This window comes from Burkholderia stagnalis, from assembly GCF_039848545.1.
Classification (GTDB): domain Bacteria; phylum Pseudomonadota; class Gammaproteobacteria; order Burkholderiales; family Burkholderiaceae; genus Burkholderia; species Burkholderia stagnalis.
On record NZ_CP156686.1, the window covers coordinates 2,018,603 to 2,044,646 of the forward strand.

Annotated in this window: 24 protein-coding genes; 4 read left to right on the forward strand and 20 right to left on the reverse strand. The window is 69.1% G+C overall.

Annotated features, from left to right (window positions below; genetic code table 11):
• Positions 1-283: 283 nt before the first annotated feature.
• The 4 genes from ABFO07_RS25730 to ABFO07_RS25745 form a co-directional block, all read right to left on the reverse strand.
• The gene (locus ABFO07_RS25730; RefSeq protein WP_060352042.1) at positions 284-1,552 is read right to left on the reverse strand and encodes an RNA polymerase sigma factor; all 1,269 of its coding nucleotides are present in this window, start codon (positions 1,550-1,552) and stop codon (positions 284-286) included.
• Positions 1,549-1,965 (reverse strand): VOC family protein, encoded by a 417-nt coding sequence (locus tag ABFO07_RS25735; protein WP_059566194.1) that lies wholly within the window; start codon positions 1,963-1,965, stop codon positions 1,549-1,551. The genes ABFO07_RS25730 and ABFO07_RS25735 overlap by 4 nt, the downstream gene beginning before the upstream one ends.
• A 26-nt stretch (positions 1,966-1,991) precedes the next feature.
• Positions 1,992-2,414 carry a YciI family protein gene (locus tag ABFO07_RS25740; protein WP_059884383.1) on the reverse strand — a complete coding sequence of 141 codons (423 nt, stop codon included), beginning with the start codon at positions 2,412-2,414 and terminating at the stop codon, positions 1,992-1,994.
• 124 nt (positions 2,415-2,538) lie between these two features.
• Positions 2,539-2,892 (reverse strand): YciI family protein, encoded by a 354-nt coding sequence (locus tag ABFO07_RS25745; RefSeq protein WP_059566196.1) that lies wholly within the window; start codon positions 2,890-2,892, stop codon positions 2,539-2,541.
• 906 nt (positions 2,893-3,798) lie between these two features.
• Between ABFO07_RS25745 and ABFO07_RS25750 the strand changes: the two genes are divergently transcribed.
• The 4 genes from ABFO07_RS25750 (at position 3,799) to ABFO07_RS25765 (ending at position 8,297) form a co-directional block, all read left to right on the forward strand.
• A complete protein-coding gene (locus ABFO07_RS25750) occupies positions 3,799-5,745 on the forward strand; it encodes an ExeM/NucH family extracellular endonuclease (RefSeq protein WP_347468777.1) in 1,947 nt (648 codons plus the stop codon).
• Positions 5,746-6,046: 301 nt separating this feature from the next.
• The gene (locus tag ABFO07_RS25755) at positions 6,047-6,433 is read left to right on the forward strand and encodes a DUF883 family protein (protein ID WP_059566228.1); all 387 of its coding nucleotides are present in this window, start codon (positions 6,047-6,049) and stop codon (positions 6,431-6,433) included.
• A gap of 48 nt (positions 6,434-6,481) precedes the next feature.
• On the forward strand, positions 6,482-7,066 hold the full coding sequence (locus ABFO07_RS25760; protein WP_059566199.1) for a BPSL1445 family SYLF domain-containing lipoprotein: 585 nt from the start codon (positions 6,482-6,484) through the stop codon (positions 7,064-7,066).
• 178 nt (positions 7,067-7,244) lie between these two features.
• Complete coding sequence (locus ABFO07_RS25765; protein WP_059566200.1) at positions 7,245-8,297, forward strand: AI-2E family transporter; 1,053 nt, start codon at positions 7,245-7,247, stop codon at positions 8,295-8,297.
• A 37-nt stretch (positions 8,298-8,334) separates the two neighbouring features.
• Here the strand turns inward: ABFO07_RS25765 and ABFO07_RS25770 are convergent, their stop codons facing one another.
• From ABFO07_RS25770 to ABFO07_RS25845, 16 genes are all read right to left on the reverse strand, one after another.
• Positions 8,335-8,808 carry a hypothetical protein gene (locus ABFO07_RS25770; RefSeq protein WP_060013855.1) on the reverse strand — a complete coding sequence of 158 codons (474 nt, stop codon included), beginning with the start codon at positions 8,806-8,808 and terminating at the stop codon, positions 8,335-8,337.
• A 183-nt stretch (positions 8,809-8,991) separates the two neighbouring features.
• Complete coding sequence (locus ABFO07_RS25775) at positions 8,992-10,008, reverse strand: NADP-dependent oxidoreductase (RefSeq protein WP_060158391.1); 1,017 nt, start codon at positions 10,006-10,008, stop codon at positions 8,992-8,994.
• A gap of 64 nt (positions 10,009-10,072) precedes the next feature.
• Positions 10,073-10,861, reverse strand: a complete 789-nt coding sequence (locus tag ABFO07_RS25780; RefSeq protein WP_059566202.1) for an SDR family oxidoreductase — start codon at positions 10,859-10,861, stop codon at positions 10,073-10,075.
• Positions 10,862-11,003: 142 nt separating this feature from the next.
• Complete coding sequence (locus ABFO07_RS25785; RefSeq protein ID WP_060150194.1) at positions 11,004-12,320, reverse strand: Nramp family divalent metal transporter; 1,317 nt, start codon at positions 12,318-12,320, stop codon at positions 11,004-11,006.
• Positions 12,321-12,400: 80 nt separating this feature from the next.
• Positions 12,401-13,210 carry a polysaccharide lyase gene (locus ABFO07_RS25790; RefSeq protein ID WP_060028035.1) on the reverse strand — a complete coding sequence of 270 codons (810 nt, stop codon included), beginning with the start codon at positions 13,208-13,210 and terminating at the stop codon, positions 12,401-12,403.
• 103 nt (positions 13,211-13,313) lie between these two features.
• Entirely contained in the window at positions 13,314-13,802 is a 489-nt protein-coding gene (locus ABFO07_RS25795; protein ID WP_059810552.1) for a glycosyltransferase, read from the reverse strand.
• Positions 13,799-14,242 carry a glycosyl transferase gene (locus ABFO07_RS25800; RefSeq protein ID WP_347468779.1) on the reverse strand — a complete coding sequence of 148 codons (444 nt, stop codon included), beginning with the start codon at positions 14,240-14,242 and terminating at the stop codon, positions 13,799-13,801. Before ABFO07_RS25800 ends, ABFO07_RS25795 begins: the two co-directional genes overlap by 4 nt.
• On the reverse strand, positions 14,239-15,354 hold the full coding sequence (locus ABFO07_RS25805; RefSeq protein ID WP_347468780.1) for a glycosyltransferase family 4 protein: 1,116 nt from the start codon (positions 15,352-15,354) through the stop codon (positions 14,239-14,241). Before ABFO07_RS25805 ends, ABFO07_RS25800 begins: the two co-directional genes overlap by 4 nt.
• Positions 15,355-15,399: 45 nt before the next feature.
• Complete coding sequence (locus ABFO07_RS25810) at positions 15,400-16,761, reverse strand: UDP-glucose dehydrogenase family protein (RefSeq protein WP_322228614.1); 1,362 nt, start codon at positions 16,759-16,761, stop codon at positions 15,400-15,402.
• A gap of 9 nt (positions 16,762-16,770) precedes the next feature.
• Positions 16,771-18,090 (reverse strand): O-antigen ligase family protein, encoded by a 1,320-nt coding sequence (locus ABFO07_RS25815; RefSeq protein ID WP_230961543.1) that lies wholly within the window; start codon positions 18,088-18,090, stop codon positions 16,771-16,773.
• Positions 18,083-18,898, reverse strand: coding sequence for a glycosyltransferase family 25 protein (locus ABFO07_RS25820; RefSeq protein WP_060013917.1), 816 nt, complete (start codon positions 18,896-18,898; stop codon positions 18,083-18,085). Before ABFO07_RS25820 ends, ABFO07_RS25815 begins: the two co-directional genes overlap by 8 nt.
• 10 nt (positions 18,899-18,908) lie before the next feature.
• A complete protein-coding gene (locus tag ABFO07_RS25825; protein WP_059910075.1) occupies positions 18,909-20,240 on the reverse strand; it encodes a flippase in 1,332 nt (443 codons plus the stop codon).
• A gap of 2 nt (positions 20,241-20,242) precedes the next feature.
• Complete coding sequence (locus ABFO07_RS25830; RefSeq protein WP_060013919.1) at positions 20,243-22,417, reverse strand: polysaccharide biosynthesis tyrosine autokinase; 2,175 nt, start codon at positions 22,415-22,417, stop codon at positions 20,243-20,245.
• Positions 22,418-22,528: 111 nt separating this feature from the next.
• The gene (locus tag ABFO07_RS25835; protein ID WP_059566210.1) at positions 22,529-22,981 is read right to left on the reverse strand and encodes a low molecular weight protein-tyrosine-phosphatase; all 453 of its coding nucleotides are present in this window, start codon (positions 22,979-22,981) and stop codon (positions 22,529-22,531) included.
• Complete coding sequence (locus ABFO07_RS25840; protein ID WP_059884517.1) at positions 22,978-24,024, reverse strand: polysaccharide biosynthesis/export family protein; 1,047 nt, start codon at positions 24,022-24,024, stop codon at positions 22,978-22,980. The genes ABFO07_RS25835 and ABFO07_RS25840 overlap by 4 nt, the downstream gene beginning before the upstream one ends.
• Before the next feature lie 499 nt (positions 24,025-24,523).
• Entirely contained in the window at positions 24,524-25,939 is a 1,416-nt protein-coding gene (locus ABFO07_RS25845; protein WP_060013862.1) for an undecaprenyl-phosphate glucose phosphotransferase, read from the reverse strand.
• Positions 25,940-26,044 lie beyond the last annotated feature (105 nt).

Sequence of the window (26,044 nt, forward strand, 5' to 3'; positions counted from 1 at the left end):
CAAAGCATCGACCGATCTCCTGCGCGTCGACTCACCGCGCATCGTGCTGCCCTGCGTGGCTGGGCGCGCTGCCGCTCCCGTGGAGACACGGCCGAACAGCAGCACGCATCGAGCAATGCGACGAATTTCCCGAATGACGGAATACGTCCGAATGGCCGACCCCTGCCGACTTCATGTTGCATATGGCGTGGCGAATTGCACACCGCAATCGCCATCTCACCCGGCCCGCTCGGGCTCGCCGGCATTTCGCCCGCTGGCGCGCCGCGACGCCGCGCACTTCACTTCATGCGTCCGTCGCACGCTCGAGCAGCAATTCGCGCTCCCGCGCGTTGTGGGTCAGCTCCGCGGCGCGGCGGAACTCCGCTTTTGCCTCGTCGGCGCGGCCGAGCTTCGCGAGCAGGTCGCCGCGCACGCTCGGCAGCCAGTGATAGCGCGCGAGCGCCGGATCGTCGCGCAGCGCGTCGACGAGTTCGAGCCCCGCCGCCGGCCCGAACGCCATGCCCACCGCCACCGCGCGGTTCAGCTCGACGACGGGCGACGGCGCGATCTCGGCGAGCGCGTCGTACAGCGCGACGATCAGCGCCCAGTCGGTGTCCGACGCCTGCCGCGCGCGCGCATGACAGGCCGCGAGCGCCGCCTGCAGCGCATACGGCCCGCGCACGCCGCCGAGTTTCGCCGCGCGATCGAGTGCCGCGAGGCCGCGCCGGATCAGCAGCGGATCCCAGCGGCTGCGATCCTGTTCGAGCAGCAGCACCGGGCGCCCCTGCGCGTCGGTGCGCGCGTGCATCCGCGACGCCTGCAACTCCATCAGCGCAACGAGGCCGAGCACTTCGCTCTCGTCCGGCGCGAGGCCGGCGAGCACGCGGCCGAGCCGCACCGCTTCGTCGCACAGCGCGGGGCGCGTCCAGTCGTCGCCCGCCGTGGCCGCGTAGCCTTCGTTGAAGATCAGGTAGATCACCTCGAGCACCGACGCGAGCCGCGCCGGCCGCGCGTCGGCGGCCGGCACCTCGAACGGCACGTGCGCCGCCGCGAGCGTGCGCTTCGCGCGCACGATCCGCTGCGCGATCGTCGGCTCGGGCGTGAGGAATGCGCGTGCGATCTCGCCTGTCGTCAGCCCGCCGAGCAGCCGCAGCGTGAGCGCGACGCGCGCATCCGTCGACAGCACCGGGTGGCACGCGGTGAAGATCAGCCGCAGCAGGTCGTCGCCGATGTCGTCGTCGCGCGCCTCCGCGAATGCATCCGCGATGTCGGGCACCACGTGCGCGTCGAGCGCGTCGAGTTCATGGCCGAGCTGGCCGCGCTTCGCCGCATGCAGCGCTTCCTGGCGAACCCGGTCGAGCGCGCGGCGCTTCACGGCCGTCATCAGCCAGGCCGCCGGGTTGTCCGGCACGCCGTCGACGGGCCAGTGCTCGAGCGCCGCGACGAGCGTGTCCTGCGCCAGCTCCTCCGCGACGCCCACGTCGCGCACCACCCGCGCGGCCCGCGCGATGATCTTCGGCGCCTCGATCCGCCAGACGGCCTCGATCGCACGGTGCGTGGCCGCGTGCGTCACGACGCCTGCCCGGCCGCGGTTGCGTCCTGCTCGACGTACATCAGCTCCCACACGTGGCCATCCGGATCGGCGAACGCATGGCCGTACATCCCTGGATACTCCTGCGGCGGCCGCGGCGTCGTGCCGCCCGCCGCGCGCGCCTTCGCGACGGCCGCGTCGACGGCATCGCGGCTGTCGCACGACAGGCACGGCAGCACCTGCACGTGCGTGGCCGGATCGACGATGGTCCGGTCGGTGAAGGTCTGGAAGAACGGCCGGACCAGCAGCATCGCGAAGATCGTGTCGCTGATTCGAATGCAGGCGGCCTGCTCGTTCGTGTACGCGGGCACGACCTCGAAGCCGAGCCCCGTATAGAACGCCTGCGCGCGCGGCAGGTCGGCCACCGGCAGGTTGATGAAGATCTGCTTGTGCATGACGTGTGCTCCTCGTCGCGTTGCGCTCAGGTGGAGAGGCCGAGATCGGCCCGGAGCTCGCGGAACCGCTCGACCGCGTCGCTCGGCGTGAGATCGTCCAGCTCCATCAGCTGGCGCACCTCGATCTCGCACGCCATCTCCGCCCCGAACGGCGCCGGGAAGCGGCGCGACCATTCGAGCGCCTCGTCGCGCGAGCGGACCTGGATCAGCGTGTAGCCGGCGATCAGTTCCTTGGTTTCGGCAAACGGGCCGTCGAGCACCTTGCCCTTGCCGCCCACGTAGCGCACGCGCCAGCCCTGCGCGCTCGGCAGCAGGCCCGTCGCGTCGAGCAGCACGCCCGCCTTCGCCAGTTCCTCGTGATAGGTCGTCATCACCTCGACCAGCCGGTTGTCCGGCGCCGCGCCGGACTCGCTGACCGCATTCGCCCGCACCATGATCATGAATCGCATCGTTCGCTCCTGGTTTCGATTGTCGGAGACGCCGGCTCATCGGCGCCTTACTCGAACGACGCGCGAATTGTGGCCGGATCGACATATGGCACAAAAATCAGGGTAAATACCTAGCCCCTGACGATCAGAGGAAGCACGGGCCGACCGCGCGAACCTCGACCGTGCACCACTGCGCGGCCGGGCACTGGCGCGCGATCTCGAGCGCTTGCGCGTGTGTGTCGACGTCGACGAGGAAAAAACCGCCGACCATTTCCTTCGCTTCCGCGAACGGCCCGTCGATGAGGCGCGTCTCGCCGTCGCGCACCTGCACGCGCGTGCCGCGCTCGGATGACTCGAGCGACTCGACCGCGCGCAGCACGCCGCGCGCCTTCAGCCCCGCGGCGAAATCCTGCATCCGCGCGTAGAGCGCCTGCCCTTCCGCCAGCGTGCGCTCGGCGCGCTGGCCGGTCGGCTCGACAATCAACAGCATGTACGCCATGAAGTTCTCCTCTGGATGATCGGGTGGTGGGGCCGCGCGGGCGCGGTGCCGGCGCGCCGCTCGCGCGTGCGCCGTCGATGAGCCGCTATTCTGGGCCGGCGGCGCGCGGCGGTCCATTCGGCCATTCGATCTATCCCGACGGCGCCTCGACCACCACGCCAGCGTGCCCGCCCACGCCATGCCCGCGACCCAGCCTGCAGTGTGCGCGGCCGGCGCGACCGGGCCGCCGAGCCACGCCGTGTGCGCAACCTGCGCACCGTGCAACCCCTGCCAGCCGACCCGCACGGCCAGCGCGACGAGCGCGGCGAGCGCGATCCCCGCCGGAATCCGTCGGGCCGCCGCCGCCATCAGCGCGCAGGCCGCCGCGCCGTAGACGACGCCCGACAGGCCCGCGTAACGCGTGAACTGCGGCGCACCGAACCACAGCCATCCGCCGGTTGCGCACGCAAGCACGGCGATCGTGCGCACGCCGCCCGCGTCACGCCCGGCAAGCCATGCGCACGCGGCAAGGCACGCAGAGCATCGAGCGAGGCATGCGCCCAGCCGAGATGCACGAATTGCCCGGTCACGATGCGCCACGCTTGCCCGGCCGCGATCGCCGCGCGGTCATGGACGAGCGCCTCGCGCAGCGGCGGCGGCAGGCACTGCAGGCCGAGCACGAGCACGCAGATCGCCAGCCAGCCGCGATCGGGCCGCATGCCGTTCCCGCCGGGCGCCGGGCATGTCGCTGTCGCGGGACGAATGTCGGTCAATGCACACGCTCCCGGGAATCACACGAATGCGCACGATACCCGGCGCGGGCCGCCGGCCACCCCTTGGCCGAACGGCCAGTTCCGGTCATTTCATGACGGTTTGCTGTCACCATGCGCCCGACACCTTTCATTTTCTTTTCATCCGGGTCCGCCCATGCGCCGCTTGCTGCCGTCCCTCTCCCTGGCCGTCTCACTCGCCATGTCACCCGCGGCGCTCGCGGCCGCGCCGCCCGTCAGCGCCGGCTGCGGCGGCGCGACGACACGGATCGCCGATATCCAGGGCGGCAGCGGCCCATCGCCGCTGGCCGGGCAGACGACGTCGATCGAAGCCGTCGTCACCGCGGAGTTCGGGGGCGCCGACGGCTTCGGCGGGTTCTTCGTCCAGCAGGCCGATGCGCAGCGCCAGCACCGCCCCGGCGTGTCGGAAGGCCTGTTCGTCTATGCGCCGAAGGTGCGCGCCTCGGCCGGCGACCTCGTCCATGTGACCGGCAGGGTCGACGAGAAATTCGGCCAGACGCAGCTCACTTTGTCGGGCGGCATCGCCGTCTGCGCGCGCGGGCAGGCCGTCACACCCGCGACGCTGACATTGCCGGTCGACACCGCGTCCGCGTTCGCCGCCTACGAAGGGATGCTGGTGCGGCTGCCGCAGACGCTGACGGTCAGCGACACCTACGAACTCGGGCGCTACGGCAGCATCGCGCTCAGCAACGGCCGGCTGCGCACGCCGACCCACCTCGTCGAGCCGGCCCGGGCCGCTGCGCAGGCCGACGTGAACGCGCGCAACCGGATCGTGCTCGACGACGGCTCCAGCCGGCAGAATCCGGCCACCGCGCCCTATCCGCCCCCCGCGCTGAGCGCCGCGAACACGCTGCGCGCCGGCTATACGGTGCGCGGCGTCGAAGGCGTGCTCGAGATACGTCACGATACATGGCGGCTGCAGCCGGTGCCGGGTGCGCCGCCGCCCGTATTCCAGCCTGCAGGCAATCCGCGCACCGGCGCGCCCGCGCGGCACGCCGCGGCCGATCTGCGAGTGGCGTCGTTCAACGTGTTCAACTACTTCAACGGCGACGGGCACGGCGGCGGCTTCGACGATCCCGCCAACCGCGGCGCGAGATCGCCGGCCGCGTTCGCCCGGCAGGAAGCGAAGATCGTCGCGGCACTGCGTGCGCTGCGCGCGGACGTGATCGGCCTGATGGAGATCGCGAACAACGGCTACGGCGACGCGAGCGCGATACGGCGCCTCGCCGCACAGCTCGGCGACAGCTGGCGCGTGGTCGAGCCGGACACGCCGCACCTCGGCGGCGACGCAATCGCGGTCGCGCTGCTCTACGACAGCCGCACGGTCGAGCCGGCCGGGCGCGCGGCCACGCTCGCGCTCGACAGCCTGAACCGCCAGCCGCTCGCGCAGACGTTCCGGCGCATCGGCGGCACGCATGCCGTCACGGTCGCGGTCAATCACCTGAAATCGAAGAACTGCCCGCACGCGAGCGGCGCCGATCTCGACCAGGCGGACGGCCAGGGCTGCTGGAACGCAGCGCGCACGCGCGCAGCCGAACGCATCGCCGACTGGCTCGCGGCCACGCCGACGGGCGCCGCGGCCGACGGCATGCTGTTGATCGGCGACCTGAACAGCTATGCGAAGGAAGACCCGATCCGCGCACTCGAAGCACGCGGCTACGTGAATCTCGCCGCGCGCTGGCTCCGCGACGAGGCGTACAGCTACGTATACGGCGGCGAGGCCGGCTACCTCGATCACGCGCTTGCGACACCGGCGCTCGCGGCTCGCGTGAAGGCCGTGCACTACTGGCACATCAACGCGGACGAACCGATCGCGCTGCAATACGCACTGGATTACAAGACACCGGAGCAGCAATCCAGCTACTACGCGCCGGATTCGTACCGCTCGTCGGACCATGATCCGGTCGTAATCGATCTCTCGCTCGCGGAGCGCGATATGCCGCCCACGCCGGATGGCAACACGACCGGCGCAGCCGCTGCCGGCCCGACGAGCGCGGGCAGCAGCGCGGACGCCGGGCTGCTCGCCACGCTCGCGGCAGCCGCCGTCGGCACGGCTGTGTGGCGCACGCGCGGCCGCGCATGATCGGCTGCGCCCTTCGCTGCGCGCCCGCGGGCAAACATGCGAAGCGCCGAAATTACCGGCATACCTTACAAATCGCGTCACATTTACCTGCGCCAAGCGCACGGCCCGGCACGCGCCCGCGCCATTTACAACAAAACCGCACCGGCGGAGAAAAAAAATCCTCCCGCTGTCGGCCAAGCCTGGCGGGGCTTTCCGGCCGGTACTCCGACGAAACTGAAAGCTTGCCTCGAAACTCCCCCGCACTGCGCGAATCACACAGATTGCAGCGATTCTTCTTATCTTCACAAGGAGGATGATGATCATGGCGCTCACCGACTCGCTCGAACACAAGCTTGACCGCGGCCTGTCCGACATCCGGCGCACCGGCCGCCGCATGGGACGCCACACCCGGGCCGCCGCGCGCGACCTGCATGCGGACGTGCAGGACGATCTGCGCGAACTCGTCGACGAACTCGACGATCTGCTGAAGAACGACGGCGACGGCGATATCGCCGCGTTGCGCAAGCGCGTGCAGGCGCGTCTCGACGAGGCGCGCAGCACGCTCGACCTCGCGTCGCATTCCGCGGCCGCCCGGCTGCGCGATTCCGCCGAACGCGTGTCGCAGGCCGTGCACGACAACCCGTGGCAAACCGCGGGCGTGGTCGCCGGCGTCGCATTCGTCGCGGGCCTGCTGCTCGCCCGCCGCTGATCCCCCGGCATCCCGCCACGCTCAACCAGACAACGAAGGAGAACAAGCATGAATAAGACGCTCGTCATGAAAGCTGCTGCCGCCGTCGTGCTCGGCGGTCTCACCCTCGCCGGCTGCACCACCACGCCCGACAAGAACCCGCCCGCCGCCGCGAGCGCATCGAAGCGCGAATCGATCGACGCAAACGTGAACGCGACGCTGTCGCGCCTCTATTCGACGGTGCCGGGCTCGCGCGAACTGGTCGGGAAATCGCGCGGCGTGCTGGTGTTCCCGAATGTGCTGCAGGCCGGCCTGATCATCGGTGGCCAGTCCGGCAACGGCGCGCTGCGCGTCGGCGGCAGCACGGTCGGCTACTACAACACGTCGTCGCTGTCGGTCGGCCTGCAGGCCGGCGCGCAGTCGAAGGCGATCGTGTTCCTGTTCATGACGCAGGATGCGCTCGACACGTTCCGCAAGCGGGACGGCTGGTCGGCCGGCGCCGACGCGTCGGTCGCGGTCGTCAAGGTGGGCGCGAACGGCGCGGTCGACACGACCACGGCCACCGCGCCGGTCCAGGTGCTGGTGCTGACCAACGCGGGCCTGATGGGCGACCTGTCGGTGAACGGCACGAAGGTCACGAAGCTCGACCTCTGACGCGACGCGGCCGTGCGCCGTGTTCGCTTTCCGGCAACGCCGCGGCTTCGGCCGCGGCGTTTTCGCGCGTGCGCCGCCCCGGCACCTATGACTGACGCGGCTTTGCGGGCATACTCCGGTTCGAGCCGTCCCGGCCGTGCGCCGGGCTTCCAGATTTCACCCTCACGCGAATGCCACCATGGTTAGCGGAAACGACCACCAAAAATTCTTCCACCTGCTGCTGTTCGTCGTCACCGTAGGACTCTGCTGGATCCTCACGCCGTTCTTCGGCGCGCTCTTCTGGGGCACCATCCTGGCGATCCTGTTCCAGCCCGTGCAGCGCTGGCTGGCCGCGCGCTTCGGCAAGCGGCGCAATCTCGCCGCACTCCTGACGATGACCCTGATCATCCTGATCGTGATCCTGCCGCTCGTGTTCGTCGCCGCGACGCTCGCGCAGGAAATCGCGTACGTATACCAGGAGATCAAGACCGCACAGCCGAACTACACGCAGTACTACCAGGACATCATCCACGCGCTGCCGACGTCGATCCAGCGGCTGCTCGCGAAGTACGGCCTGACCAATCTCCCCGGCATCCAGAAGAAGCTGACCGACGGCGCCGCGCAGATCAGCCAGTTCGTCGCGGCCCAGGCCTACGTGATCGGCCAGAACACGTTCCAGTTCGTGATCAGCTTCGGCGTGATGCTGTACATGGTGTTCTTCCTGCTGCGCGACGGCGGCGAGATCGGCCGCCGCGTGCGCCGCGCGCTGCCGCTCGACGACGAGCACAAGCAGCTGCTGCTGTCGAAGTTCACGACGGTCGTGCGCGCGACCGTGAAGGGCAACATCGCGGTCGCGCTCGTGCAGGGCATGCTCGGCGGGCTGATCTTCTGGATCCTCGGGATCGAGGGCGTGGTGCTGTGGGGCTCGCTGATGGCGTTCCTGTCGCTGCTGCCCGCGATCGGCGCGGGCCTCGTCTGGGTGCCGGCCGCGATCTATTTCCTGATGAACGACGAGATCTGGAAGTGCGTGATCCTGGTGGCGTTCTGCGTCGGCGTGATCGGGCTCGTCGACAACCTGCTGCGGCCGATCCTCGTCGGCAAGGACACCAAGATGCCCGACTGGGTCGTGCTGATCTCGACGCTCGGCGGGATGGCGCTGTTCGGCATCAACGGCTTCGTGATCGGGCCGCTGATCGCCGCGCTGTTCATGGCCAGCTGGGATATCTTCGCGCGCGGCGAACAGGGCGAGTAATGGGCGCGGCCCTGACAGGGCCGCCGCCGCCCATCCGTCACGGATGGAGAATCTTCATCACGACCGGGCCGGCCGCGTCCGCATCCGACGCGGCCACCGTCATCGTTCCGCCATACGGCCCGACCCGATACGCGCCGTCCGGCCGCGGCAGCTCATGCCGCTGACCGGCCGCATCGCGCCACGTCGCACGAATATCCGCGCCCGGCTGCACGCTCAGCGGCGCCCCGTGTGCGTCGGCCAGCACGACGCGTGCGCCCGGCAGTTGCCGGTCATGCGCATCGAACGTCACGTCAGCCGACGCGCCGCGCGCATCGTGACGCACCGCGCCGGACGGCGCCACGAGCGTCACGTCGTATCGATCGACGAGCGCCCCCGAGAATCGCACCACGCCGCCCGCTGCGTGCCGTTCCGCCGCCCATGCGCCCGATGCGCCGAACGCCATGCACGCGATGCACGCCGCGCCCGTTGCGCGCGCGATTGCCGTCGCGTTCCGCTGCCATGTCGTCCGCATCCCTCGCCCTCCTTCCGCCAACGCCTCGAAAACGGCGGCGCGACGCTCGCGTCGTGCCGCCTCGTATGTGGGCATTCACTGTACGGAGATGCGTCAGGGCAAGATATCGGACTAGTCTGAAAAATGGATTCCTGGAATCGGACTACGCGTCGACATGACGATCGTTGACAGTCGGTCGCCCGCCTACGCCTGCGGATCGACCCGCAGCACGAGCTTGCCGCGGTGATCGCCGTCGAACAGGCGGTTCAGCACGTCGGGCGCATTCTCGAGCCCGTCCGCGACGGTTTCCTCGGCCTTGAGGCGGCCGTCCCGCAGCCAGCCGGCCAGCGTCTGCACGGCCTCGCGGCTCTTGCGGTAGTCGAGGATCAGGAAGCCGCGCATCGTCAGCCGCTTCGAGATCAGCACGCCGACGTCGTCGGCCGCGCGGCCGCTGTTGTAATTCGCGATCACGCCGCACAGCGCGACGCGCCCGCCGATCACCATCCGCGACAGCACCGCGCGCATCACCTCGCCGCCGACGTTCTCGAAGTTCACGTGCACGCCGTCCGGCGTCGCCGCCTTCAGCTGCTCGCGGAAATCGTCGGCCTTGTAGTCGACCGCCGCGTCGAAGCCGAGCGTCTCCGTCAGGTAGCGGCACTTGTCCGGCCCGCCCGCGATGCCGACCACGCGCGCGCCGTGGATCTTGCCGATCTGCCCGGCGATCGACCCGACCGAGCCGGCCGCGGCCGACACGACGAGCGTCTCGCCCGGCTGCACCGGCGCGATCTCGGTCAGGCCGTAATACGCGGTCAGCCCGCTCATCCCGCACGCGCCGAGCAGCGTCGGCAGCGGCAGGCCCGACTGCGCGGGCAGCTTCACGAACTGCGCGGCCTGCTCGGCCGGCACGACCGCATAGTCCTGCCAGCCGACGAGCCCCTGCACGAGATCGCCCGGCGCGAACCCCGCCGCGCGCGACTCGACCACGCGCCCGATGCCGAGCGCGCGCATCACCTCGCCGATCGCGACGGGCGGCAGGTACTGCGGCACGTCGCTCATCCACACGCGGTTGGTCGGGTCCATCGACAGGTACAGCACGCGCACCAGGATCTCGCCGTCGGCGAGCGCCGGCACCGGCGTCTCGACCAGCGAGAAATGTTCGCGGCCCACGCGCCCTTGCGGGCGCGTCTTCAGCAGCAGTTGACGATTGACGGGCGTCGACACGATGTTCTCCTCCATGAATGTCAGGCCGGGCGCGACACCGGCGTGCCCGGGCGAAGCGCGCGCGTCACACCGCGCACATGCCGCCGTCGATCACCAGTTCGGCGGCCGTCACGAAGCGGCTCTCGTCGGACGCGAGATACACGGCCGCATGCGCGACGTCGTCCGGCTCGCCGAGGCGCCGCATCGGGATGCCGCGCGCGAGCCGGCGCGTCGCGTCGCGCTCGCCGAGCTGCTTGAACAGCGGCTCGACGATCCCCGTGCGGATGAACGCCGGATGGATCGAATTGCAGCGCACGTCGAGCTCCTTGCGCGCGCAGTCGATCGCGATCGACTTGGTCAGCGACGCAACCGCCGCCTTCGACGTGTTGTACGCGGTGAACTCGGGTTCCACCTTGAACGCGGCCACCGACGAGATGTTGATGATCGACGCGGGCCGGCTCGCGCTCAGGTACGGCAGCGCGTACTTGCAGCCGAGCACGATGCTCTCGACGTTGATCTCCATCACGCGCCGCCATTCCTTCAGCTCGAGCTGGTCGAGCGCGCCGATCGAGCCGACGCCCGCGTTGTTGACGAGCACCGACAGGCCGCCCATCGCGTCGTTCGCCTGCGCGAGCAGCGCCTGCCAGCGTGCGTCGTCGCGCACGTCCTGCGTCGCGGCGAACGCGACCGGCGCCGCGTGGCCCGCGTTCAGCTCCTGCGCGAACGCGTCGAGCACCGCCGCGTCGGCAACATCCGTGAGGAATACCCGCGCGCCCTGCTCGACCATGCGGCGCGCGATCGCGCGGCCGAGGCCGCCCGCGGCGCCGGTGATGTACGCGCACTTGCCGGTGAGGCGTGAGGAAGCCACTGTCATCTGTCCCGCTCCTGTAATTGATTCGACGCCGCGGCAACCGACGCCCGGACAGCGTACGCGAATGCCGTCGATCGATGAAATGAATATTCGTTATGGCCGGTCATAGGCCGCGCTGATGACCGGCGGCGCGCGCCCGCCCGCGTCACCCGATCGCGCCCGTGATCAGCAGCAGGTTCGTGCCGGTGATGAGCGCGAACAGCGTCCACGCGGCGGCCTGCATCCACGGGCCGATCGTGTGCTCGCCCATCTCCTTGCGATCGCTGACCGAGCGGATCAGCGGCCACATCGCGAACGGCAGCTGCAGGCTCAGCAGCACCTGGCTCCAGACGAGCAGCTGGCCGACCGCGCCGTCGCCGAGCCACAGCACGCCGATCAGCGCGGGCACCAGCGCGAGCGCGCGCGTGATCAGCCGGCGCTGGTAGCACGGGATCTTCATGTGCAGGAAGCCGTCCATGATCACCTGGCCGGCGATCGTCCCGGTCAGCGTCGAGCTCTGCCCGGACGCGAGCAGCGCGATGCCGAACAGCAGCGCGGCCGCGCCGCCGGCGATCGGCGTGATCAGCCGGTACGCCTGCTCGATGTCGGTCACGGCAGTCTGGCCGGTTGCGTGGAACGCGGCGCCCGCGAGGATCAGGATCGCCGCGTTGACCAGCATCGCAACGAACAGCGACACGAAGGTGTCGATGCGCACCAGCGCGAGCGTGTCGCGGATCGTGCCGCGCGCGCCGCCGACCACGCGCCGCGTCTGCACGACCGACGAATGCAGGTAAAGGTTGTGCGGCATGATCGTCGCGCCGACGATGCCGAGCGCGAGCACGATCGCATCCTTGCGGTCGTGGCCGGGCGCGCCCGGCACGAGGCCGCGGGCCACCGCGTGCCAGTCGGGCGGCATCATCGCGACCTGCGCGACGAAGCAGAACGCCATCGTGCCGATCAGCCCGAGCACGATCGCCTCGATCTGGCGGAAGCCCTTGCCCTGGAGGCCGAGCACGATCATCGTGTCGAGCGCGGTCAGCACGATGCCCCACGCGATCGGCACGCCGAGCAGCAGCTTGAACGCAAGCGCGCAGCCGAGCACTTCGGCGATGTCGCACGCGATGATCGACACTTCGGCGGTGAGCCACTGGACGACCCGGCCGACCGGGCCGTAGCGGTCATAGCTGGCCTGCGCGAGATCCTTGCCGGCGACGAGGCCGAGGCGCGCGGCGAGCATCTGCAGGAAGATCGCGGCGAGGCTGGAGCACGCGACGACCCACAGCAGCGCATAGCCGAACTGCGAACCGGCCTGGATGTCGGTGGCCCAGTTGCCGGGGTCCATGTAGCCGATCGCGACCAGCAGGCCCGGGCCGAAGAAGCGCCGGAGCTTCGCGCGGCGGGACGCGGCGGCGTCGATCGTGATGCTGCCCTTCACTTCCGACGGGCAGAAGGGGGCGGTGGCGGTGGTGGGGAGGAGGGGCATGGCGATACGCGCGGCGGATTCGATTCCGGAATTGTACGGGCACCGGATACGGCATCTCGTCCCGCCGCGCGCGTCGCGCGCTAGCGGCCGCTCTTCTTGGCTGCCAGCGACACCTCGCCGAAGTACAGCTGGATGAAATCGACGTCCGTCGGCTCGTGCAGCCAGCCCGGCTTGTAGACGCCGAACTTGAGGTACGCATACAGGTCGCCGGGATACGCGTTCGGCAGCCCGTCGCCGCTGAACTGCATCACCCCGTTCTTCCAGAGCCGCGTGACGGCCGTCCGGCCGCTCGCGTCCGGCGCATACTGCAGCGCCCAGTCGACCCATTTGCCGCGATCGTCGGCCGCGCAGCACATGGCGATGCCGGAGCCGTGCGCGGTATTCGCGCCGCCGCGCACCGACAGCGTATATTGCGCGCCGGTCAAGGTGAGCATGAACGGCGGCGGGCCGCTGAGCCCGCTCTGGTGGATCTGCGTGATGATCTCCATCTGCTTGAGGTCGAACGCGAAATTGCGCGGCAGGTAGGTGCGCCAGCGGATCAGGTATTCGTGCCCGGGAGACAGGTAGACGTCTCGCGGCAACGTGAACTCGGCGCGCGGCGACCCGTTGGCCACTCGCGAGAAATTCTCGCTGCGGCGCATTTCCACGCGAATCGCCCGCCGCCCGGGCGCCACGGGGTCGCTGGCCGCCGTGACGTCGGTCGAATTCGGCGCCTGGATCAGCAGTTCGCCGAACCGGGTGCGATAGTCGGTCGCATAGACCTGGCGATAGTCGCCCGCGCGCAGTTCGTTCGACGGTCCCGCCGCATGGGCCGTGGACAGCACGCACGCCAGCCCGAGCACCGATGCCGCGCGTCGCAACCAGAAAGGCTTCCCGTTCTTGTCGTTCATTCTCGCCTCCTTTCGATCACCCTCGACAACACTCGGCCTCCACCCGGCGGCCGATCGCTTGATGCGGTTCCGGCATCGCATGCCGCGCGCCACCGCACCCCGGTCACTGCGAATCCACCCAGTTTGCAAGCTTCCTGACGAGATCGAGCGAGCGCTCGCCGCCGGGTTCGGGATACGCGCTGCCCGACTCCCCGAGCGCGGCCTCGACGACGGTTGAGAAATCGCCGTCGCGCCAGCAGACGTGCATGCCCGGCAACCCGTCCAGGCTGCGCGCCGTATCGATCTGATGGTCATTGCGGTGTTCGTTCAGGCGATGCTCGCGCGGCACGACGACGATCGGCTTGCGCAGCCGCCGCGCCGTCAGGATGCTGCCCATCCCGGCGTGCGAGACGATCAGCGTCGCCCTCGCGGACAACGCATCGATCTCTTCCTTCGACAGGAAAGCGCGGTGCTTCATGTTTCTCGGAATATAGGCGGCGCCATCGCATGTCTGCGCGTAGATATTGACATTCGGGTGGTGCTCGGCCCATGCATCGGCGAGCCGGATCAATCGATCGAACGGTTTTTGCGTGCCCACGGTCAGCAAGATCATACGACGCCTCCCCAATACCGCACACGTGTCGTTTCGAGATGCTGCCACTGGGTCAACGTTTCGCTGGCGAAGTGGCGCGCGATCCGCCCGGACAGCGACAAGCGGGCCGAATTCGCGATGCTGTCGATCCACACCGTCTTCGCGCCCAGCATCCTGCCGAACACGACCGCGAACAGGCCGGGCGCGGCGCCGGTCGACACCACGATGTCGGGCCGCTCGCGCGCCAGGATCCTGATCACCTGACAGGCCAGCGCAACCAGCTTGACCGGCGTCTGCTTGTTGGCGTCGATCAGCCGGTATCCGTCGTTGCCGGCCTGCAGTGTCTTGTTGCCGGAAACGGCCCAGACGATCTCATGGTCCGCAAATGCGGACACCAGCAGCGACAACTGGACGTAATGCCCGCCGTGAGAACATGCCAGCAGTATTTTCTTCTTCATCATCGGCTATCCATTCTCGATACACCAGGCATGCCGCCCCCCGAATTTCGCAGATCGCGATAAACATCCACATACCGGCCAGTAATGACCTGGGTCGAATAGCAGGCACGCGCATGGGCCAGGCCCGCCGCGCCCATCGCCTTCGCACGCGGGCGGTCGGCCACCAGCGCGCCGATGCGATCCGCCAGCGCGACCGGGTCGCGCGGCTCCACCAGGAAACCCGTCTCGCCTTCCCTGACCAGGTCGAGGAAGCCGCCGAGGCGGGTGCCCACCACCGGCAGCCCGCACAGCATCGCTTCCAGCGTCGCGATCCCGAACGACTCGAAATGGCTCGGCATGCAGAACAGGCCGGCATCGCGCAGGAACGCAAACTTCGCGTCGCCGTCGAGCCAGCCCATGAAGCGCACCGCGTCGGCGACGTCATGTGCGGCGGCGCGGCCACGCCATGCGTCGAGGTCTCCGCTTCCCGCGAGCCGCAGCTCCACGTCGCATCCGCGCCGCTTCAGAATCGACAGCGCCGCCAGCAGATCGTCGACGCCCTTCAGCACGGTCAGCTTCCCGACGAATGCGATGTACGGCCGCCGGCCCGGCGCGTCGTCGGTTGCCGGGCCACCCGCCGCCTCTGCGGCGTGCGCCGCATTGCCGATCACGTACAGCGCACCGGTGCGCTTGCCGTGCGCGGCCAGCTCGGCCCCGGTCGCCCGCGACACGCCGATCGCGGCATGCGCGCGACGCACGAAATGCCTGACGATCGCCTGCCCGATGCCGGGCGACTGCCTGAAAAACGGGTCGAATTCGCCGGAATGCATGTGAATGACCGTCTTGCGGCCAAGCATCCGCGCCAGCACGAACAGCGCGTACTTGCGGTAGAACGACCCCCGCACCGCCACATGAAAGTGCACGACGTCCACCGGCCCCGACAGCACCATCAGGAATCGCGGAACATCGACCGCCACGAACAGCGCACGATCGCGCATGCGCTTGAAGCCGCGCGTCTCGAAGAACGAGAACGCGATGCCGTGGCGGCCGAACGCGTCACGCCGGGCGTCGAGCTCGCGCAGCACCGAGTTGATTCCGCCGGGCTGCTTCGGGCCGACATGAAGCACATGCAACATGGCATCCGGCATCTTGCCCTCCCCTGAGACCATGCGCCCCATCGTTCAACGCCCTCGGCCGATACCGTGGTATTCGATGCCCGAGCGCTTGAGAATCCCCGGTTCGTAGAGGTTTCTTCCGTCGAAGATCGTCGGCGCCTTCATCGTCGCGACGAGCGCGTCGAAATCCGGGCTTCGGTACGACTTCCATTCGGTCAGCGTGACCAGTGCATCGGCGTCGCACAGCGCCGCGTCCTGCTCGTCGACGAACGACAGGCGCGCGTGCGCGGCCGGCTCGTCCGCGAGGTCGCGCGCAAACGCGTGGCGCGCTTCGGCGATCGCGACCGGATCGTGCGCGCGAATCGTCGCGCCGTGCCGCAGCAGCGCCGCGATGATCGGCCGGCTCGGCGCCTCGCGCATGTCGTCCGTGTTCGGCTTGAACGCGAGGCCCCATACCGCGAACACGCGCCCCGTCAGGTCGCGCCCGAACCGGCGGAAGATCTTGTCCAGCATGACCGCGCGCTGGCGGTCGTTGACCGACGTGACCGCTTCGAGAATGGCCATCGAATAGCCGTATTCGCGGGCCGTATGCCGCAGCGCGTTGACGTCCTTCGGGAAACACGAGCCGCCGTAGCCCACGCCGGCGTACAGGAAGTCGTAGCCGATCCGCGGGTCGGAGCCGATGCCCCGGCGCACCGCCTCGATGTCGGCGCCGATCCGTTCGGCGAGATTGGCCAGCTCGTTCATGAACGAGATGCGCGTCGCCAGCATCGCGTTGGCCGCGTACTTCGTGAATTCGGCGGACAGCACGTCCATATGCAGCGTGCGGTCGTGATTGCGGTTGAACGGCAGATACAGCTCGCGCATCAGTTCCCGCGCGCGCAGCCCCGCTTCGTCGGTCCCGCTGCCGATCACGATCCGGTCGGGGCGCATGAAATCCTCGACCGCCGCCCCTTCCTTGAGAAACTCCGGATTGGAGACCACCGAGAACGCGTGGCGCGCATTGCGGTCCGTCAGCGCGGCCGCGATCACGTCGGTCACGCGCTGCGCCGTGCCGACCGGCACCGTCGACTTGTTGACGACGACCTTGAACCCCCGCATCCGCCGGCCGATGTCGCGCGCCACGGCGAGCACGTGCGTGAGATCGGCCGAGCCGTCGTCGTCGGGCGGCGTGCCGACCGCGATGAACAGCACGTCGCCGTGGGCGACGCCCGCATCCATGTCGGTCGAGAATGTCAGGCGCCCCGCCGCTCGATTGCGCGCGATGATGTCCTGCAGGCCGGGCTCGTAGATCGGCACGCCGCCGCCAAGCAGGATGTCGATCTTGCGGCGATCGACGTCGATGCACAGCACCTCGTTGCCGATGTCCGCGAGACAGGCGCCGGTCACCAGGCCCACGTAGCCGGTTCCGATAATGGTTACTTTCATGGTCGTGAATCAGATGCTCGGTGAATGGGAAGCTGCATCGCGCACGGGCCGCCGGGCGCGGCGGATCATCACCGCGATCAACGCCAGGTACGGGCTGACGACGGCGGACCCGAGCACGTGCCCCGCCGACGACGCCATCGCGATCAGCACGAAAAAGAACAGCCGTCCGAACCGGTTCGCGTTGCGGTGCTGGCCGCCGCACACGAAGACGCGCGTCAGCGACGCGAAATACATGACGAAGATCGGGAAGCCGAATGCCAGGATCAGGTCGGGCACGTCGATCTCCACCATGTAGCGCACCACCGGATGGCCGCCGGTCAGCAGCGCGATGTAGTGGTTCTGCTGGAGATCGGCCCACACGTTCGCGAATTTCAGGTTTCGCCCCGACAGCAGCAGCGTCAGGACCTTGTCGTTGCCGATGCGGCCGCCCCGGTATTCGAAGTAGCGCAGGCTCAGGTCGACGGCCGCGGTGACCTTCGGGATGAACAGGTACGCACCCGCCGCCGCGCCCCCCAGCACCAGCAGCGCGACGCCCGCGTATCCGCTCGCCTTGAGCGCGTTGTGACGCGCATAGAGATACGCGCACGTCACGCCCAGCGCGCCGAGCATCGCCCCTTTCGTGCCGGTCAGCGCGGCGGCGACGAGCATGCATGCGACCAGCGCCACGCTGCGCCACGTCCAGCCGCGCAGCAGCGCATGCAGGTAGCCGAAGCCGATCGCGGCAACGACGAGCGCCGCGGCTTCGTTCTGCGCGTAGATGATGCCCTTGTAGCCCGAGCGGATCTGCGTGTCCGCCTGGTAGCTGCGGAACATGTCGATCGACAGCGACGCGCCGATCACGATCGACAGCCCGTAGACCAGCAGCGACACGAACACCACCGACTCGATCTGCGCGAGACGCCGGTCGCTCAACATCAGCATGGCCGCCGGATAGACGAAGAACGTGAAGACCTTGAGCGCGAACACCATCTGTTCGAGCAGTTCGTGCCCGGTCAGCGCGCCGAGCACGAACGAGCCGAGCGTCGCGCACAGCACGAACGCGAACAGGATCGTGCGACGCAGCCCGGCCAGGCTCACCCGGCAGCCGGACAGCAGCGCGGCCATCAGCCCGGCGATCATCATCCCGCGCAGCAGCAGCGACACGCGCGCGTCGGCACCTTGCGTCGCGGCGCCCTTGGCCGCGTAGACGGACAGGAAATCCCCCAGCGGCGACAATCCGAGACCGATGACGAGCGCCGCCCACGCGAGGGTCGCGGCGGTGCGCGACGCGGATTGCGCGACGACCGGAATCGGGCGCGGCCCGTATGACATGGCGGGGCTGTTATTCATGGTGCGGAAACAGGCGATTGCGCGAGGCCGTCGCGGCCAGGGTCGCGACGGCAAGCCATCGGCAGCCCAGGCGCACGGCCCGCAGCGGCACGAGCGCCGCCTCGTGAAGGACATGACGCCGCGCCGACAACGCCGCGCGGCCCGACTCGATCGAACTCGGCATCGCGTCGAACGCTTCCCAGACGACGTACGGGCGCAATTCGGCGATGCGCAGCCCGCCGTGGTCGCGGTGCCACGGCCAGTCGTCGAGCAGCGTGCCGATCGCGCCGTCCGTATGGGCCAGCGCCTTGCGCGCGCCGGCCACGCTGATCCAGTAGCCGACCGAGCCGCTGGTCCACTGCTTGAACGGCACGCCGATGCGCAGGCGCTCCACGCGGGCCGCGCGCTTCAGCGGCTCATGCAGGTACGTGCGGGCGGCATGCCGGCGCGCGAGCTTCGAGCGGCCGAGCAGCACGAGATCGGCTTGCGCCGCGAGCGCGCGCCCCGATGCCGGCAGCACGGCGTCGAAGAACGCGCCGTCCAGCAGCGCGTCGTCCTCGAGCACGATCGCGTCGCGTCCGGCGCGCACGACCTGCGCCCACACCGACCGATGGCTGCGGAAGCAGCCGATCTCGCCACGGCTGAGCGGGCGGCCGTAGCGCGCGATCGCGCGGTCGCGATCCGTCATCGCCGCGAACGCGTGATCATCGAGCCGGCGCGCGTCGAACGCGTCCTCGATGCGGTACGCGGCGCCGCGCGCCGCCATCGCACGCGCGATCGACGCGCGGCGCGGCGATCCGGCCAGTGAAATCACGTGGATATCGAACATGGCCGTCACCTCACGATCGCCAAAGCTGCATGAAGTGCGATCGCAGCTGTGGCGAACGCGCGATCCACATCACGTAGACGGCCAGCAGCGACGCCTCCGCCGTCAGGTACGCGAGCGCGGCCCCGCGCGCGCCGAAGCGCGGCACGAGCACGCAGGCCAGCAGCACGTTGAACGCGCCGGCCGCGAGCATCGCGCGCGCGCGCCGCGACGCGCCCCCGAACGGCACGAGCACCTGCAGGCCCACGAAATACGCGAGGTTGCCGAACAGCGTCGACAGGCAGAGCCAGTTGACGATCGTCGCGGCGTCGGCGAACTTGTCGCCGAGCACGAGCCGCGTCAGCACGTCCGACAGGGTGACGCACACCGCGAGCCCGATGCCGGTCGTGAGCGCCGTCGCGCCGAGCCCGAGCACCGTCAGGCGCGCCGCCGCGCGCGTGCCCTGCTCGCGCCGCTGCGCGAACAGCGCGGCGATGCGCGGATACAGCACCGAATTGATCTGCGCCGGCACCATGTTGCCGACCGTCTTCAGCTTGTCCGCGGCGGCGTACAGGCCGACCTGACAGGCACCCGAAAAGCTGCCGAGGATCAGCGTATTCGTCGCGCTGAACAGGCTGACGGACGCCGTGGAGACGAACATGTCCGTGCTGCCGGCGAGCTGCGCGCGCACGGCCGCCCACGTGCATCGCGGCTTGCCGAGCAGGCCGTGGCGATGCGCGGCGAGCAGCGAACCGATCGCGACCAGCAGCGCCGCGACGGCCTGGATGCCCACCGCGGCATTGACGTCGCCCGGCGATTTCACGAGCCAGAACGTGAGCGGCAGCGTCGCGAAGCGGCTGGCGAGCGCGATCGCGGCAAATGCCGAGAAGCGCTCGAGCCCCTGCAGCAGCCAGTTCAGCGTGAACACGTTCGCGGCCACGCCCAGCCAGCCGATCGCGAGCGCTGCGCCGAGCCCGTCCATCTGACGATCGACGCATGCGACCACGGCCAGCATCGCCGCCGACACGACGCAGAGGCACCCTTTCGCGCCGATCACCGCCCACACGAGCCCGTTCAGCGTGCGCCGGTCGTGCCGTGCCTGCGCGACCGCGCGCGGCCCGCTCAGGTTGAAGCCCCATTCGGTCAGCACCGTGCCGTACACCGTCAGCGCGGTCACGTAGCTGACCACCCCGAACTGCGACGGGCCGAGCACGCGTGTCAGGTACGGAAACGTGACGAGCGGCACGAGATAGCTGCCGACCTGCCAGAGCAGCATCGCGGCGAAGTTGCGCCCCAGTCCCGCCGCGGGCCGCTTCGGCGCGGCGGACGGCGGCGTGCGCAGCGGCAGGGTCTTGTCGATCGGCATGGTCAGGTCTGGTCCACGCGCCGCGCGACATCCGCGCCTTCGTATGCGTAGGCGCCGTAGTTGCCGTACTGCGCGGACCGCAGCCCCGGGCTGAAGCAGTTGAACACGACGCCCGACACCTTCGCGCCGACGCGATCGATCCGCTTCACCGATTCGAGGATCTCGCCCTGGCTCGTGACGCCCGAGCGCGCGACCAGCAGGATCGTGCCCGCATGCGACGCGAGCACCGTCGCGTCCGTCACCGGCAGCAGCGGCGGCGCGTCGAGCAGCACGACGTCGTAGCGGTGCGACACGTCGGACAGCAGGCCCGGCAGGCTGTTCGACAGGAACAGCTCGACCGGCTGGCCGACGCGCGGCCCCGTCGGCAGGAAGTCGACATGGGCGGACACGTCGCGCACGATCGCGTCCTCGATCTTGATTTCGCCGCGCAGCACGCTGGACAGGCCCTGCTGCGCGCGCACGCCGAACTCCTTCGCGAGGTGCCCGCGGCGCAAGTCGCCGTCGATCAGCAGCACGCGCTTGTTCGACTGCCCGAGCAGCGCGGCGACGTTGGCCGAGATGAACGACTTGCCGATGCCGGCCGACGGTCCGGTGATCAGCACGAGGTTGTTCTTGGGCCGGTCGAGCAACAGGAACTGCATCGCCGTGCAAAGGCTGCGCAACGCTTCGACGGCCGGCTCGTGCGGGCGGGCCAGCGACAGCACGGCGCCCGCCGCGCCGGTGCCGGCGGCGGCCAGGCGGCGCTGCGACGGGCTCTGCGGAATCGTCGCGATCACGTCCAGCTCGGCATCCCGCTCGATTTCGGACGGATCGGTCACGCCGCCGTACAGCACCGCGCGCGCGATCGCGACGCACACACCGACCAGCAGCCCGACGACCGCGGCCAGCACCACGACCAGCACCGGCTTCGGGCGCAGCGGTTCGTCCGGCACGATCGCATGGTCGATCACGCGCACGTTGCCGATCTTGCTCGCCGTCGCGAGACGCAACTGCTGGATGCTGTTCAGCAGGCCGACGTAGATCTCGGTCTGCACGGTGACGTCGCGGCGCAGCCGCACGACATTCTGCTGGGCGTCGGGCAGCCGCGAGATCGCGCCCTCGAACGTCGACACGTTGGCCCTGGCGGCGGCGATCTGCTGATCGAGCGACGCGAGCTGCGGATGCTCCGGCGTGAACATCGATGCCAGCGCCTTGCGCTTTTGCTCGAGCTCGAACAGCGACGTCTGCGCGGTCACGGCCTGGCCGAGCATCGCCTTCGCCTGCTCGGTCAGGTCCACGACTTCATGCTTGTTCTGATACGCGTTCAGGCGATCCTCGACGCGCCGCAACTGCCCCTCGACCTCGGGAATCTGCGCGTTCAGAAACTGCAGCGATTTCTCCGCCGTAGCCGCCTTGCGATTCGCATTCTGTCGCACGTAGTTGTCGGCGATCTCGTTGAGCACGCCGGCGGCGAGCACCGGGTCGTCGCTCTCGTACTTCACGCCGATCACGCCCGACTGGTCCTTGCCCTTTTCGGTGATGGCCAGGTCCTTCTGCAGCTTGGTCAGCATCTTCTGCTTCGAGAAGCGCCGCACCACGAATCGCGCATTCGGGCGCGCGTCGATGGCCGCGACCAGCAGGCTCACGTCGCCCGCGGCGGTCTTCACGCGCAGCGGCACGCCGATTTGCCCGATCGCGTCGTCATCGAGGTCGCTGCCCGACAGCCGGTAGCGTCCGCCGCCGAGCGCCGTGACCGTGAACCGGTCTTCCCAGAAATCGCGCGGCACGTCGAATGCCGACACGGTGATGCGTTCCCGCCCCCACACGTATCCGCCGATGCCGAACAGGCCCGGCGTCGACAGCTTGCTGCTGCGGCGCGCGATCACGCCGCCGATCAGCGGGAAATGGTCGGGCCGCGCGTCGATGTACAGGCGCTGGTCGTCGACCACCGGTTCGGTCACGAGGCGCGACTGGAGGATTTCCATTTCGCCGTCGTCGGTCGACTTCACGTCGAACAGCGTGCTCAGGCCGCCGACCAGCCCGCTGGCCGCGCCGCCCATCATGTCGGCGCCGTTGCTTTCCACCTGCACGACGATGTCGACGCCGTAGATCGGCTTCGCGACGATCGCGTACAGGGTGCCGAGCGCGACGAACGACGCCGTCACCGCCGCGATCAGCTTCGCGTTCTTGATCACCATGTCGACGATCCCGCGCACGTCGACTTCGTCCGAGTCGCGCGAGAATCGAGGGGTCGGTTTGGGAGAGTTCATATTGACTTCTGATGTCCTGTTGAGGTGAGACGCGATCGCTCAGTACGGGCCGTTTCCGGCCAGGTTCCCGATACGCTCGACCCAGTCGTTGACGCCGTGCTCGATGAGCGTCATCGCGTAGTCGTAGCTGCGCTGCGAGCGCCGGTACGGATCCTGCACGTCGGACGGAAACGCTTCCGCGATGCGGTAGATGCGCCCGCGCGCAACCGGGTGAAACCGTTCGATCGCCTTGCGCTGCTCCAGCTCCATCACGAGGATCAGGTCGGCCGCGTGGCACATGCGTTCGTCGAGCCGCCGCGAGCGATGCGACGACATGTCGATCCCGCGCGCGGTCAGCATGCGTTCGGCGACCGGGTCGATCGTCATGCCGTCGCGCGCCGACAGGCCCGCCGACGACACGGCGACGTCGGGCAGCAGGCGCCGGAACAGGCCCTGCGCGATCGGGCTGCGGCACAGGTTGCCCTGGCAGACGACGAGCAGATGCCGGATCATTTCGTCACGACCGCCGCGGTGAGGCCGGCGTTGATCGCCGGCAGCAGCAGGCTCAGCACGCGGCTGAAGCGCACCAGGCCGTTGCCGTCCACGTAGACGACATCCTTCGGCTTCAGCTCGAACTGGTTCGCGAGCACCATCGACACCGGGGAACGCGCGTCGAGATGGAACACCTGCGGCGCGTCGCCCTGCGCGCCGCGGATCACGTACAGCTGCGCCGCGTCCGCGCTGGCGCTGTTGAGGCTGCCGGCCTGCGACAGCGCCTCGCTCAGGCTCAGCCTGCCGGTGCGCAGCGGCAGCGCGGTCATCGGCTTGTTCACCTCGCCCATCACGTATACGCCGCTCTCCTCGCGCGGCACCACGCGCAGCAGGTCGCCGTCGCGCAGCAGGATGCCGGCCGGGTTCACGTTGCGCGCCAGCATGCCGGGCACGTCGAGCGGATACGACACGCCGCCGCGCACGAGCACGAGGTGGCTCTGGTCCGCGGTCGGCGCGAACCCGCCCGCGCGATTGACCGCCTCGTAGAGCGTCATCGGGATGTCGTTGATCTGGACGTTGCCGGGCGTCCTCACCTCGCCGTCGACGTAGATCTGCTTCGCGCGGAACGACGTCACGCGCACCGTGACCTTCGGCTTGATGAAGTAGCGCGCCAGCGCGTCGGACACGGCCTTGCGCGCCTCGTCGGTCGTCAGCCCGTCCACGCGCACGTTCCCCGCATACGGCACCTGCACGTTGCCGCCGTTGTCGACCACGAAGCCCTGCGGCGGATCGAATGGCCGGCCGTTCGGCGGCTGCTGCGTGCCTTGCGCCGCGGTCAGCTCCGGGTGGTCCCACACGGTGATCTGGAGGACGTCCCCCACGCCGAGCGTGTAGGGCGCGGGCCGGCCCGACAGCGTCTTCCACTGTTCGGCGCCGGTCGTTGCGGCCGACGCGTTCAGTTGCCGGATCAGCGTCGCGTCGATCTCCGAGATCGGCACCGGCATCGACGTCGCGGGCGTATGGGCGTCGCCCCCGGACACCGGCAAGGTCGCGGGTTCGGTCATCCGCATCCCGGGCGCGACGCCGCACCCCGACAACGCGACACAGAACCCGAGCGCAAGCATCCTTGCCCGTTTGCCGCGCTGGCCCGGCACGACGACATCCGCCGATCGGCTATCCGAATTTCTCATTGGTCTGGTTTCACTCAAAACGTCATCCATGCAACCGTGTCGGCCTCGTCGCTCGCACGGTCTCCTTCCCGGCGCATCGCGCCGCCTGCTAGGGTCTGTTTACATATGGAACGTGCATGCGTTGCCACGAGAACGGCCGCTCGCGAGGCGCGCGACGCTGCGAATACTGGACGTATTCGCAAGGAGCGCAACGCGGCGAGCGGCCGCTCTCGTGGCAACCCCAAATTGAAAAACCATTCCACGGGAATGCCCGAAATCGCCCGCATGGCGGCGTCGCTCATCGCTTGTTTGGCTCGGCCAAACGGCGCTCCTCACTTCTTGCCCTGCGAGCGATTTCGGGCATTCGCATGCACGTTCCATATGTAAACAGACCCTAATACGCGTTGCTGCCCACGAAGCCCTTCACGATCGTCGCCCCGACGATCCTCATATCCAGCCCGAACGACCAGTTCCGCAGGTAGTACAAATCGTGCTCGACCCGGCCCTGCATCTTCTCGATGCGATCGGTCTCGCCGCGATAGCCGTTGACCTGCGCCCACCCCGTGATGCCCGGCTTGATCCGGTAACGCTGGATGTAGCCGTCGACGATCTTGCGGTACTGCTCGTCGTGCTCGATCGCGTGCGGACGCGGGCCGACCACCGACATGTCGCCGAGCAGCACGTTGATGAACTGCGGCAGTTCGTCGAGGCTCGTGCGGCGCAGGAAGCGGCCGACGCGGGTGACGCGCGCATCGTTGCGGGTCGCCTGCCGCACGACGCCCGGCTGCTCGACATGGGCACGCATCGTGCGGAACTTGTAGATGCGGAACACGCGCCCGTCCGCGCCCTTGCGGCGCTGCGTGAAGAACACCGGGCCGCGCGACGTGCTCTTGACTGTGATCGCAATCAGGATCATCAAAGGTGCGAACGCGAGCAGCGCCAGCGCGGCGAAGCAGCGGTCGAAGATTTCCTTGCTGAGCATCGCGTGCGGCGGCAGCGGCGACGCGGCGAGATTGATCGCCGGCACGCCGATCACGTCGGTCACGCCGCTGTCGAACAGCGACAGCGCGCTGACGTCCGGCATGAAGCGGATGTTCACGAGCTCGTCGCGAAACTCGGACACGAAGCGCAGGATCGTGCGCTCCTCCGACAGCGGCAGCGCGAGCCACAGTTCGCGCAGGCCCTGCTGCCGCACGTGCGCGACGAACGCCGCGTAATCGTCGAACGCGTCGATGCCCGGCGCCGACACGCGCGCCGCCGGATCCACGTTGAACACCGCCGCCGCGCGGAACCCGCTCGCCGGCGATTGCGCGATGTTGCGCAGCATGCGCTGGCCATACAGCCCGCGCCCGACCACCGCGACCGAACGCAGGTTCATCCCCGCATGCCGCATCCGGCGCAGCACGGCGTGCACGGCGAACCGCACGCCGATCAGCGCGGCGCCGCTCAGGCCCGTCCAGTACGCGAACCACAGCCGCGACACGACGCCCGAGCGGTGCAGCGAGAAGGTCACGACGAGCGCGGCGCCCTGCACGATCAGCCAGGCCAGCGCGAGTTGCCCGGCGAGCCGCAGCAGCGACCGGCCGCGCCACGATTGATAAACGCCGAACGCGGGAAACAGCGCCAGCGCGAACGCGCAGGAGAACGCGACGAACGACGCGTCGACCCGCATCGCCGCGACATCCGCGAAACGGATCTGCGCGGCCGCGAGCGCGCCGCCGACGATCACCGCCAGGTCGACCGCGCGCGCCGCCGCGCCTTGCGGGCTCGGCGCGACCGACCGGTATTCAACTTGAGGTTTCGTGTTCATTGCTGCCTCGCAGAGGTCCATGTGATCCCCGTTTTCAGGAGTCCTGCTTGATGGCCGCATCCATGCGCGGCCGGCCCGATGCGTGCACATCGGATCGAAAGACGC

Bases quoted from the DNA above. Each gene is read 5' to 3' on its own strand.
- ABFO07_RS25735 (WP_059566194.1), bottom strand. From the start codon at position 1,965: ATGCACAAGCAGATCTTCATCAACCTGCCGGTGGCCGACCTGCCGCGC.
- ABFO07_RS25740 (WP_059884383.1), bottom strand. From the start codon at position 2,414: ATGCGATTCATGATCATGGTGCGGGCGAATGCGGTCAGCGAGTCCGGC.
- ABFO07_RS25745 (WP_059566196.1), bottom strand. From the start codon at position 2,892: ATGGCGTACATGCTGTTGATTGTCGAGCCGACCGGCCAGCGCGCCGAG.
- ABFO07_RS25750 (WP_347468777.1), top strand. From the start codon at position 3,799: ATGCGCCGCTTGCTGCCGTCCCTCTCCCTGGCCGTCTCACTCGCCATG.
- ABFO07_RS25755 (WP_059566228.1), top strand. From the start codon at position 6,047: ATGGCGCTCACCGACTCGCTCGAACACAAGCTTGACCGCGGCCTGTCC.
- ABFO07_RS25760 (WP_059566199.1), top strand. From the start codon at position 6,482: ATGAATAAGACGCTCGTCATGAAAGCTGCTGCCGCCGTCGTGCTCGGC.
- ABFO07_RS25765 (WP_059566200.1), top strand. From the start codon at position 7,245: ATGGTTAGCGGAAACGACCACCAAAAATTCTTCCACCTGCTGCTGTTC.
- ABFO07_RS25770 (WP_060013855.1), bottom strand. From the start codon at position 8,808: ATGCGGACGACATGGCAGCGGAACGCGACGGCAATCGCGCGCGCAACG.
- ABFO07_RS25780 (WP_059566202.1), bottom strand. From the start codon at position 10,861: ATGACAGTGGCTTCCTCACGCCTCACCGGCAAGTGCGCGTACATCACC.
- ABFO07_RS25785 (WP_060150194.1), bottom strand. From the start codon at position 12,320: ATGCCCCTCCTCCCCACCACCGCCACCGCCCCCTTCTGCCCGTCGGAA.
- ABFO07_RS25790 (WP_060028035.1), bottom strand. From the start codon at position 13,210: ATGAACGACAAGAACGGGAAGCCTTTCTGGTTGCGACGCGCGGCATCG.
- ABFO07_RS25795 (WP_059810552.1), bottom strand. From the start codon at position 13,802: ATGATCTTGCTGACCGTGGGCACGCAAAAACCGTTCGATCGATTGATC.
- ABFO07_RS25800 (WP_347468779.1), bottom strand. From the start codon at position 14,242: ATGATGAAGAAGAAAATACTGCTGGCATGTTCTCACGGCGGGCATTAC.
- ABFO07_RS25805 (WP_347468780.1), bottom strand. From the start codon at position 15,354: ATGTTGCATGTGCTTCATGTCGGCCCGAAGCAGCCCGGCGGAATCAAC.
- ABFO07_RS25810 (WP_322228614.1), bottom strand. From the start codon at position 16,761: ATGAAAGTAACCATTATCGGAACCGGCTACGTGGGCCTGGTGACCGGC.
- ABFO07_RS25815 (WP_230961543.1), bottom strand. From the start codon at position 18,090: ATGAATAACAGCCCCGCCATGTCATACGGGCCGCGCCCGATTCCGGTC.
- ABFO07_RS25820 (WP_060013917.1), bottom strand. From the start codon at position 18,898: ATGTTCGATATCCACGTGATTTCACTGGCCGGATCGCCGCGCCGCGCG.
- ABFO07_RS25825 (WP_059910075.1), bottom strand. From the start codon at position 20,240: ATGCCGATCGACAAGACCCTGCCGCTGCGCACGCCGCCGTCCGCCGCG.
- ABFO07_RS25830 (WP_060013919.1), bottom strand. From the start codon at position 22,417: ATGGTGATCAAGAACGCGAAGCTGATCGCGGCGGTGACGGCGTCGTTC.
- ABFO07_RS25835 (WP_059566210.1), bottom strand. From the start codon at position 22,981: ATGATCCGGCATCTGCTCGTCGTCTGCCAGGGCAACCTGTGCCGCAGC.
- ABFO07_RS25840 (WP_059884517.1), bottom strand. From the start codon at position 24,024: ATGACCGAACCCGCGACCTTGCCGGTGTCCGGGGGCGACGCCCATACG.
- ABFO07_RS25845 (WP_060013862.1), bottom strand. From the start codon at position 25,939: ATGAACACGAAACCTCAAGTTGAATACCGGTCGGTCGCGCCGAGCCCG.